Source organism: Rhizobacter sp., assembly GCF_031412495.1.
Classification (GTDB): domain Bacteria; phylum Pseudomonadota; class Gammaproteobacteria; order Burkholderiales; family Burkholderiaceae_C; genus Schlegelella_A.
In genome coordinates this window covers 1-10185 of the sequence record NZ_JANODC010000538.1, presented here as the reverse complement: position 1 = coordinate 10185, position 10185 = coordinate 1, and the positions used below count along the sequence as shown (strand labels likewise).

At 69.5% G+C, this 10185-nt stretch carries 8 protein-coding genes, 1 tRNA gene and 3 pseudogenes; 11 read left to right on the top strand and 1 reads right to left on the bottom strand.

The window, feature by feature from the left end:
- The 8 genes and pseudogenes from AC30N0_RS20025 to clpB form a co-directional block, all read left to right on the top strand.
- Positions 1-790: acetyl-CoA carboxylase carboxyltransferase subunit alpha (locus tag AC30N0_RS20025; RefSeq protein ID WP_489519635.1), on the top strand; the 790-nt coding region annotated here is incomplete at its 5' end.
- A gap of 31 nt (positions 791-821) precedes the next feature.
- Positions 822-2102 (top strand): tRNA lysidine(34) synthetase TilS, encoded by a 1281-nt coding sequence (gene tilS / locus AC30N0_RS20020; RefSeq protein ID WP_489519634.1) that lies wholly within the window; start codon positions 822-824, stop codon positions 2100-2102.
- Between the two features lie 112 nt (positions 2103-2214).
- Complete coding sequence (locus tag AC30N0_RS20015) at positions 2215-3489, top strand: aspartate kinase (RefSeq protein WP_489519633.1); 1275 nt, start codon at positions 2215-2217, stop codon at positions 3487-3489.
- 46 nt (positions 3490-3535) lie between these two features.
- Positions 3536-3628 (top strand) — tRNA-Ser (locus tag AC30N0_RS20010).
- 131 nt (positions 3629-3759) lie between these two features.
- Positions 3760-4005, top strand: a pseudogene (locus AC30N0_RS20005) (LysR family transcriptional regulator); the annotation flags it as partial.
- 41 nt (positions 4006-4046) lie between these two features.
- Positions 4047-4589: a serine hydrolase domain-containing protein gene (locus AC30N0_RS20000; protein ID WP_489519632.1), complete on the top strand. Its 543-nt coding sequence runs from the start codon at positions 4047-4049 to the stop codon at positions 4587-4589.
- A 108-nt stretch (positions 4590-4697) separates the two neighbouring features.
- A pseudogene (locus tag AC30N0_RS19995) lies at positions 4698-4862 on the top strand (CrcB family protein); the annotation flags it as partial.
- Between the two features lie 112 nt (positions 4863-4974).
- Positions 4975-7566, top strand: coding sequence for an ATP-dependent chaperone ClpB (gene clpB, locus AC30N0_RS19990; protein WP_489519631.1), 2592 nt, complete (start codon positions 4975-4977; stop codon positions 7564-7566).
- A 4-nt stretch (positions 7567-7570) separates the two neighbouring features.
- Here the strand turns inward: clpB and AC30N0_RS19985 are convergent, their stop codons facing one another.
- Entirely contained in the window at positions 7571-9079 is a 1509-nt protein-coding gene (locus AC30N0_RS19985) for a hypothetical protein (RefSeq protein WP_489519630.1), read from the bottom strand.
- Between the two features lie 326 nt (positions 9080-9405).
- Between AC30N0_RS19985 and rpsF the strand changes: the two genes are divergently transcribed.
- The 3 genes and pseudogenes from rpsF to AC30N0_RS19970 all read left to right on the top strand — a co-directional run.
- On the top strand, positions 9406-9780 hold the full coding sequence (gene rpsF, locus AC30N0_RS19980; RefSeq protein WP_489519629.1) for a 30S ribosomal protein S6: 375 nt from the start codon (positions 9406-9408) through the stop codon (positions 9778-9780).
- A 14-nt stretch (positions 9781-9794) separates the two neighbouring features.
- Positions 9795-10067 (top strand): primosomal replication protein N, encoded by a 273-nt coding sequence (locus AC30N0_RS19975; RefSeq protein WP_489519628.1) that lies wholly within the window; start codon positions 9795-9797, stop codon positions 10065-10067.
- Positions 10068-10079: 12 nt separating this feature from the next.
- A pseudogene (locus tag AC30N0_RS19970) lies at positions 10080-10185 on the top strand (30S ribosomal protein S18); the annotation flags it as partial.

Below are 10185 nucleotides of genomic sequence, written 5' to 3'. Positions count from 1 at the left end.
GACGCAGATCGCGCGCCATCCGCAGCGGCCCTACACGCTCGACTACGTCGCCGAAATGTTCACCGACTTCCAGGAACTGCACGGCGACCGCGCCTTCGCGGACGATCAATCGATGGTCGGCGGCCTGGCGCGCTTCAACGGCCAGCCGTGCATGGTGCTCGGCCACCAGAAGGGGCGCGATACGAAAGAGCGCGGCTTGCGCAACTTCGGCATGTCGCGGCCCGAGGGCTACCGCAAGGCCCTGCGCCTGATGAAGCTGGCGGAGAAGTTCAACCTGCCGGTCTTCACCTTCGTCGACACGCCGGGCGCCTACCCCGGCATCGGCGCCGAGGAGCGCGGCCAGTCGGAAGCGATCGGCCGCAGCATCTACGAGATGGCCCAGCTCGAGGTGCCGATCATCGTCACCATCATCGGCGAGGGCGGCTCGGGCGGCGCGCTCGCCATCAGCGTCGGCGACCAGCTGCTGATGCTGCAGTACTCGATCTACTCGGTGATCTCGCCCGAGGGCTGCGCCTCGATCCTCTGGAAGACGGCGGAGCGCGCCGCGGACGCGGCCGAACAGCTCGGCATCACCGCGCATCGGCTGAAGGCTCTCGGCCTGATCGACAAGATCGTCAATGAGCCGGTCGGCGGGGCTCACCGCGACATCAAGCAGATGGCGGCCTTCCTGAAGCGCGCCCTGAACGACGCCTTCCGTCAGGTGAGCGACCTGCCGAAGCGCGAGCTGGTGCAGCGCCGCTACGAGCGGCTGCAGTCGTACGGCCGCTACACCGACACCACCGAGCGCTGACAACGCCCCGGGGCCAGGCACTGCCGGCGCGGTGGGTGTCGTCGGCGTCGCGTACAGCGGCGGCCGCGATTCCACCGCTCTGCTGCACGCGACGCTGGCCGCGGCCGAGCCGCTCGGTTTGCGGGTTGTCGCGCTGCACGTCCACCATGGCCTCAGCTCGGAGGCGGATGCCTGGCTCGAGCATTGCGCGGAGCGCTGCCGGCGCTGGGCCGCGCGGGGCCGGCCGCTGGGCTTCGCCGCACGTTGCCTCGCAAGCCGGCCGGGCGTCGGCGACAGCGTCGAGGCCTGGGCTCGGCGCGAGCGCTACCGCGCCCTCGCCGAGATGGCGCAAGCCGCCGGCAGCGACCTCGTGCTCCTCGCGCACCATCGGCGCGACCAGGCCGAGACCTTCGTGCTGCAGTCGCTGCGTGGCGGCGGCGTCGCCGGGCTCGCGGCCATGCCCCGGGCGGCGGTTCGCGAGGGCCTCACCTGGGCCCGCCCGTGGATCGACACGCCCGCCGAAGAGATCGGCGCCTATGCGCGGCGGCACCGCCTGAGCTGGGTCGAGGACGACAGCAACGCCGACCAACGTTTTGCCCGCAATCGCCTGCGCGCCAGCGTCTGGCCGGCATTGGTGGCTGCCTTTCCCGATGCGGAACTGGCGCTGGCCCGGGCGGCCGCGTGGGCGCAGCAGGCGATGGCCGTCGTCGACGAGACCGCCGCCAGCGATCTGCTCGAGGTTGCGGCAGACGGCCACCTCCAGGTGGACCGATGGCGCGAGTTGCCTGCGCCACGCCGCAGCCACGCCTTGCGGGCCTGGCTGCGTGCCCGCTGCGGCGAAACGGCGCCGCCGAGCCTGGTCGAGCGCCTGCTGAGCGAGCTCGAGGGGGCGGCCGCGCGGCGCTGGCCGGCCCCGGGCGGCGAGCTGCACGCGTACCGCGGGCGGCTCGTCTTCGAGCCGACGCGCCAAGCCCTCGCGCCGGAGGCAGCTGCGCTCGTCGACCTGAGCCGGCCGGGCCTGCACGAGGTGACATCCTGGCAGGGTGCCTTCCGCGTCGAGCGCGTCGAAAGCGGCGGCTTGCGCGCGGTCGCCGCCCGGTCGCTCGAGCTCCGTGCTCGACGCCCCGGCGACCGGTTCCAGGCCGGCGCCGGGCGGCCGCCGCGAAGCCTGAAGCTGCAGTTCCAGGCCGCGGGGGTCCCGGCACGGCAGCGCGGCGGGCCGGTCGTCTGCAGCGAGGACGCCATCGTGTATGTCTCCGGCCTCGGCATCGATGCCCGCGCGCTCGCCGCGCCCGGCGAGGTTCAGGTTGCGCTGACATGGGTTCCGGCCTGACCCCTCGTCGCCGAGCAGCCTGTGCGGACTCGCTGGCTAGAATCACGCCCCTCTCCCTTGCGCACCCGGCGCGCAGGCGCTGCACCGCGGCGCCCTGCCGCGGCGCCCCTTCATGGCATTGATCGTCCACAAGTACGGCGGCACCTCGATGGGCTCGCCGGAACGCATCCAGAGCGTTGCGCGGCGCGTCGCCAAGTGGGCGCGCGCGGGGCACCGGATGGTCGTCGTGCCCTCTGCCATGAGCGGCGAGACGAACCGACTGCTGGCGCTCGCCAAGCAGCTGTCGCCGGAGCGCATGACGCCCGAGCTGCTGCGCGAGCTCGACATGATCGCCTCGACCGGCGAACAGGTCTCGGTCGGGCTGCTCGCCGTGGCCTTGCAGGCCGAGGGCCTGGCCGCCGTCAGCTACGCAGGCTGGCAGGTGCCGATCGCGACCGACGCGGCCTATACCAAGGCGCGCATCCGCCACATCGACGACGCCCGGATCCGCGCCGAGCTCGACGCCGGCAAGGTCGTCGTCATCACGGGATTCCAGGGGGTCGACCCGGCGGGCAACATCACCACGCTCGGCCGGGGCGGCTCGGACACGTCGGCGGTGGCGGTCGCTGCGGCGCTGAAGGCCGACGAATGCCTGATCTACACCGATGTCGACGGCGTCTACACGACCGACCCGCGCATCGTCGCCGATGCCAGGCGCCTGACGACCATCAGCTTCGAGGAGATGCTCGAGATGGCCAGCCTCGGCTCCAAGGTGCTGCAGATTCGCTCGGTGGAATTCGCCGGCAAGTACCGCGTGCCGCTGCGCGTGCTCTCGAGCTTCACGCCGTGGGACATCGACATGGCCGAGGAAGCCCGCTCGGGCACCCTGATCACTTTCGAGGAAGGTCTCAAGATGGAACAAGCCGTCGTGTCCGGCATCGCCTTCAACCGCGACGAGGCCAAGATCAGCCTGATGGGCGTGACCGACAAGCCCGGCATCGCGCACCTGATCCTGGGCCCCGTGGCCGAGGCCAACATCGACGTCGACGTGATCATCCAGAACGTGTCGCACGACGGCCGCACCGACTTCTCCTTCACCGTGCACCGCAACGACTACGCACGGACCATGGACCTCATGCGCAGCGCGGTGATCCCGAAGACCGGCGCCGCCGGCCTGCTCGGCGACGACCGGATCTGCAAGGTGAGCATCGTCGGCATCGGCATGCGCTCGCACGTCGGCGTCGCCAGCCGGATGTTCAGCGCGCTGAGCGAGGAGGGCATCAACATCCAGATGATCACGACCAGCGAGATCAAGACCAGCGTCGTCATCGACGAGAAGTACATGGAGCTCGCCGTGCGGGCCCTGCACAAGGCCTTCGACCTGGACGCCGTGCCCGGAGCGGCCTGAGCCGTCGCTCGATGCAAGGGGAGGGCAGCCGTTAGAATTGGCCCACGGAGCTGTGACCGAGTGGCCGAAGGTGCTCCCCTGCTAAGGGAGTATGTGGGCAAAACCTGCATCGAGGGTTCGAATCCCTCCGGCTCCGCCAAGCTAGCCTCTGGACAACGCCCCGAAAGGGGCGTTTTTCATGGATCTGCACTGGCGGCGAAGGGTCGTCGCCCGGGCCGTCTCGCGCGCGCGGACCCCTTCTGTTTTCCGATTGTGTCTCGCGATGACAAGGCGGGCCAGGCCGCGCTCGCCCGGGCTGAGGAGATCTTCAACCGGGCCAGCTGATTCCGGATGAGTTGCGGCTCGTATGCACGAAGGCGAGTTCGAGCAGCTCCTCGGCGAGCTGGCGCTGCACCACCTGGACCTCGTCCTGACAGGGCAGCCAGCGCCGCGCAGCACGAACTTCGCTTGACGAGCGAACGGCTCGTGGGTTCGCCGGTCGCGTGGTACGGGCCCGCAGCCCATGCGCACAAGGCGGATGTCGAGCAGGACGCGCCGCAGGGTGCAGCTCGACGCCGATGCGCCGGTCCAGCGGTACCTGCCGTGGTTCCGCGTGGCGGATGTCGAGGCGTCAGCGCGCATCACCCCCGCGCCATCTGCTCAACCAGGCCAGCGGCTTTTCCCATTCCGATAGCGTCGCCCCGCTGGTCCGGCAAGGCAACGCCAGTGTCGAGGAGTTGGCGCGCGGGCTGGCCACGGTGTCGCTCAACAGGCCGGTAGGCGAGCGCTTCGAGTACAGCAATCTCAACTCCATGCTGCTCGGCGCCGTGCTGGAAGCCGTGACGCGCCGCTCGTGGCCGGCGCAGGTGCAGCACCAGGTGTTCCAGCCCCTCCAGATGAAGCACACCTACGTAGACCACGACGCGGGCCGGCAAGGGGGGATGACTGCCGTGCACCGGATGTGGTTTGGCCGGCCTGTTCCGTACCAGGTTCGGCTTCCGCCGGGCTTGGCACCCGCCGGAAGCCTCGTTCGAGTGCAGACGACATGTCTCGCTACCTGGCCATGCTGCTGGCCGAAGGCGAGGGTCCGGACGGTCGGGTCGTGTCACGGCAGGGCGTGACAGCGCTGTTGGCGCCGGCCGCGCCATTGCGCCGGTTTCAAGCTCGGCGTCACAGACTTCGAGTTCCGTTACGGCGAAGGGTGGTTCATCGGGCCGTTCGGAGCGGCGATGGATGCGCGATGGCTGCTTGTCAACTGCCTCGGTGGCCTGCTCGCCGGCCTGGCGCTAGCCTGGTTCGAGCGCTCGCCCGACGAGATGCTGCGCCTGCTCGTCGTCACCGGCTTCCTCGGCGGCTTCACCACCTTCTCGGCCTTCTCGGCCGAGTCGCTGCTGCTGCAACGCGGGGAACCGCCGCCCAGGGCCTGCTGCTTTGCTAAGAGCCTGGGCCGCGCCTTGAAAGCGCAGCTTTGTGCCTCACTTCGCGGGGATAGCGGAGGCACGAATCATGCGACTCGACAAGCTGACCACGACGTTTCAGGAAGCCCTGTCCGATGCCCAGAGCCGGGCCGTTGCCAAGGACAACCCGTACATCGAACCCGTCCACGTCCTGGCCGCGATGCTGAACCAGGCCGACGGTCCGAAGGCCCTCCTGCAGCGCGCCGGCGTCGATGTGCCCGGCCTGCAGGGCAGCGTCGAGACGGCGATCGCCCGCCTGCCGCAGGTGCAGGGCGGCGAGCAGGTCCAGCCCGGCCGGGACCTGGGCACGCTGCTCCAGGCGGCCGAGAAGGAAGCGACCAAGCGCGGCGACCAGTTCATCGCCAGCGAGATGTTCCTGCTTGCCGCGGCCGACGCGAGGACCGCGATCGGTCCGCTGGTCAAGGAGCACGGGCTCACCCGCAAGGCGCTCGAGGCCGCCATCGAAGCGGTGCGGGGCGGCCGCAAGGTCGACAGCGCCGAGGCCGAGGGCCAGCGCGAGGCGCTGAAGAAGTACACCATCGACCTCACCGAGCGCGCCCGCGCCGGCAAGCTCGACCCGGTGATCGGCCGCGACGACGAGATCCGCCGGGCCATCCAGGTGCTGCAGCGGCGGACCAAGAACAACCCGGTGCTGATCGGCGAGCCGGGCGTCGGCAAGACGGCGATCGTCGAGGGCCTGGCGCAGCGGATCGTCGCCGGCGAGGTCCCGGACACGCTCAAGGAGAAGCGCGTGCTCGTGCTCGACATGGCCCTGCTGCTGGCCGGCGCCAAGTACCGCGGCGAGTTCGAGGAGCGCCTGAAGGGCGTGCTCAAGGAAGTGGCCGAGGACGAGGGCCGGACGATCGTCTTCATCGACGAGATCCACACCATGGTCGGGGCCGGCAAGGCCGAGGGCGCGATCGACGCCGGCAACATGCTCAAGCCCGCGCTGGCCCGCGGCGAGCTGCACTGCATCGGCGCGACCACGCTCGACGAGTACCGCAAGTACATCGAGAAGGACGCGGCGCTGGAGCGGCGGTTCCAGCGCATCCTCGTCGGCGAGCCGACGGTCGAGGCGACGATCGCCATCCTGCGTGGCCTGCAGGAGAAGTACGAGGTCCACCACGGCGTCGAGATCACCGACCCGGCCATCGTCGCCGCGGCCGAGCTCAGCCACCGCTACATCACCGACCGCTTCCTGCCCGACAAGGCGATCGACCTCATCGACGAAGCCGCCTCGAAGGTGAAGATCGAGATCGACTCGAAGCCGGAAGCGCTCGACAAGCTCGACCGCCGCATGATCCAGCTGCAGATCGAGCGTGCGGCGGTCCTCAAGGAAAAGGACGAGGCGAGCAAGCGGCGTCGCGACCTGATCGAGGAGGAGATCGCTCGCCTGCAGCGGGAGGTGGCCGACCTGGAGGAGATCTGGAAGGCCGAGAAGGCGGCCGCGCAAGGCTCGAAGACGATGCTCGAGGACATCGACCGCACGCGCTTCCAGATCGAGGAGTGGAAGCGCAAGGGCGACTTCAACAAGGTCGCCGAGCTGCAGTACGGCAAGCTACCCGAGCTCGAGCGCCAGCTGAAGGAGGCGCAGGCGCGCGAGCAGAAGAAGAGCAGCGAAGGCGGGCGGCCGCAGCTGCTGCGCACGATGGTCGGCGCCGAGGAGATCGCCGAGGTCGTCGCGCGCGCCACCGGCATCCCTGTCTCCAAGCTGATGCAGGGCGAGCGCGACAAGCTGCTGCAGATGGAAGCGAAGCTGCACGAGCGTGTCGTGGGCCAGGACGAGGCGATCGGCGCCGTCGCCGACGCGATCCGGCGTTCCCGCTCTGGCCTGTCGGACCCGAACCGGCCGACCGGCTCGTTCCTCTTCCTCGGCCCCACGGGCGTCGGCAAGACCGAGCTCTGCAAGGCGCTGGCGGGCTTTCTCTTCGACAGCGAGGACCACCTCATCCGCCTCGACATGAGCGAGTTCATGGAGAAGCACTCGGTCGCGCGCATGATCGGCGCGCCGCCGGGCTACGTCGGCTACGACGAGGGCGGCTACCTGACCGAGGCGGTGCGGCGCAAGCCCTACAGCGTGCTCCTGCTCGACGAGGTCGAGAAGGCGCATCCGGACGTCTTCAACGTCCTCCTGCAGGTGCTCGACGACGGCCGCCTCACCGACGGCCAGGGGCGCACGGTCGACTTCAAGAACACCGTCATCGTCATGACCTCGAACCTCGGCTCGCAGCAGATCATGCAGATGGCGGGGCAGAGCTACGAGGCGATCCAGGAGGCGGTCTTCGCCGAGGTCAAGCAGCACTTCCGCCCCGAGTTCCTGAACCGCATCGACGAGACCGTCGTGTTCCACGCGCTCGACCTGAAGAACATCCAGGCGATCGCGAGGATCCAGCTGGGCGTGCTCGAGAAGCGTCTCGAGAAGATGGACATGAAGCTCGAGGTCTCGCCGGCGGCCCTGACCGAGCTGGCGAAGGCCGGGTTCGATCCGGTGTTCGGCGCGCGGCCGCTGAAGCGGGCGATCCAGCGGCAGATCGAGAACCCGGTCTCGAAGCTGATCCTGGAGGGCCGGTTCGGGCCCAAGGACGTGATCCCGGTGGACGTCGAAGACGGCCAGTTCGTCTTCGAGCGCGTCGTGCACTGAGCCGCTAGGTCGGCTCGTCGAACATCGAGTCCATGCGCAGGATCTGCAGGCGGGCGAGCGTCAGGTTGGCGCTCGTCTTGTCGAGCACGGCGTGCATGGCCAGGCCCGGGTTGCGCGGCACGGCCCGCAGCAGCAGGTGGTGGGCACCGAGCGTGATCGCCGCCTCGGGGAAGGCCATCCCGAAGCCGAGGCCGCGGCTGGCGGAGGCCATGGCGTTGACCAGTGCGCTGCCGTGCGTGGCCAGCTCGGCCGAACCCGGGTTCGCGCCCGCGTGGGCGACCGCCTCGCCGCTGGGCACCTCGAACACGCAGCAGCTGATCACGCCGTTCAGCTCGCTCAGCTGCTTGACGTAACGCTCGATGAGCGTCGAGGGCGGCTGGGCGTAGCGAGGGCTCGCGATCTGCGGCATGGGCCGCATCGAGAGGGTCATCGGCACGACGGCGTCGTCCATCGGCATCGTGTCCCCCGAGGGCATGCCGGTCGAGATCGGCGGACGCTTCGGCTGGTAGGGCGCCTGCTTGAAGCTGCCCAGCTCCGGCACGGAGCGGCCGTCGGCAGGTGCCTGCTCGCGCAGCCGGCCCCAGGTTCCGGTGATGAAGGCCCACGCGTCGGCCGGGCGGGCGACCTGCGGCGTGGTGCGGACCGCCACGCCGGTTCCCCGGCCGAGGTCGAGGCCGTGCGTGACCAGCGTGCTCGCCGAAGCGAGCGGAAGCAGGAGCAGGTTGCGGTTGGGCCAGGGGCCGGCGAGGATATCCTCGTGCAGAGGCTTGAGGGCCGCGGCGATGGCGTGGCCGGGCAGCTCCCCGACCATCACCACGCCGAGCCGGCTGTAGGCGAGCAGCGTCTTCGCGATCGCGTGACGCGCTGCCGTGTCGGCATCCGACTCGGTCGTGTACAGGCGCAGCCCGCGGTTGTCGGTGGTGGGCAGATCGACGAACTCGAGCGTAGCCAGCGCCGTCCCGTAACCCTGGCGACGGATCACCAGCTTCTGCACGCTGCGGCCGCTCGCTGCGGCGATGCCGGCGAGCAGCTTTCGCGACGAGGCCGTGGCGACGTCGTGCACGGCGATGAACTCCGGCTGCAGATGCTCGAACTGCTGCTGCAATGCCTCGGCAGGAGCGCACGAGACGAACAGCTCGCGCTCGTTGCCGCCGATCTGCCGGCCGATCTCGTCCTTCGTGCCTGCCAGGTAGTCGTTCTCGTCGCTCTGGATCTGCGTTGCCAGGGCGGTGTGGGCACGCGTCGCGGCCCAGGCATCGGGTGAATCGCGGGGGCCGCGCGGGCCCGCCGGCTCCTGGCGCACCGGGCGGACGCCGTTGCTCTGCGGCCGTTCGGGCGACCTCGCTACAGCGCCCGCGCGGTCGTCGAGCACGCGGGTGGCTTGCCAGGCGTCAAGCTCCTCCGGGCGGGCGATTTCAGCTCGGGTGGCCGGCCATTCCTCCGGCCCCGCACCGGCGGCGGCACCGCTCGGGGTGCCCGAGGTGAACTTGCCGCCGCTGCTCGAATCGCCCATCCGTCTCGTTTCCGTCTCAGGCTCAGGCAAACGAAATTCGCGCGGCGAATTCGCTGCCGGGGGAACCCCGGTCGATGAACGGTCGCAGTGTAATCCTCCGGGTGAGGCCAGGGGCCTGCCCGCACGCCGTCCGATACGGGACAAAGTACCGCCGGGCGCCTCGTGCGAGCGCCTGGGGGTGACGTGCCGCCGCCCGGGGCCGCCGAGGTATACTCGCGGGATTTTCCCTTGCCGCCTCGAGTCATGACGGGACTCGGCGCCCGACCCTCTCATTCCGGGAGGCGGAGCGAGCGGCTTCCCCGAGCGGGAATCCACAAGGAGATTCGATGCGTCACTACGAGATCGTGCTCTTGATCCACCCGGATCAGAGCGAGCAGGTTCCGGCCATGCTGGAGCGCTACAAGAGCAGCATCACCGCCGGCGGCGGCAAGGTGCACCGGGTCGAGGACTGGGGTCGGCGCCAGATGGCCTACATGATCCAGAAGCTCGCCAAGGCGCACTACCTGTGCATCAACATCGAGTGCGACAGCAAGGTGCTGGACGAGCTCGAGACGGGCTTCCGCTTCAACGACGCCGTGCTGCGCCACCTGACGGTCCTGAAGGACCGCGCGGAGACGACGCCGTCGGTGATGATGAAGGCGGTCGACCGCGAGGAATCGCGCCAGGAGTCGCGCCGCGCGCCCCAGGAGGCGGCGAGCTGACGAACAGCGTCGCGATGACGGCGCGGATCGTCGAGCGCGGTGCATTGCGGTTCACGCCGGCCGGCCTTCCGGCACTCGACGTGAGCCTCAGGCACGAATCCTCGATCAGCCAGCCCGACAGCGTCCGCAAGCTCGCTTTCGAGATTCGCGGTCGGGCCGTCGGAGCCGTCACGGAGATGCTGGGCCAGGCGGAGCTCGGCGTTGAGCACGTCTTCCAGGGCTTCCTCGGATCGCAGCGCAACGGTCGCGGAATCGTCTTCCACATCCAGTCCATCGAAGTGAAATAGAGAGGTCATCACATGCCCCCGCCCCGCGGTAAAGGTCGGTTCTCCAAGGACCGCAAGCCCAAGCGCAACACCCAGTCGCTGCTGTTCCGTCGCAAGCGCTTCTGCCGCTTCACGGTCA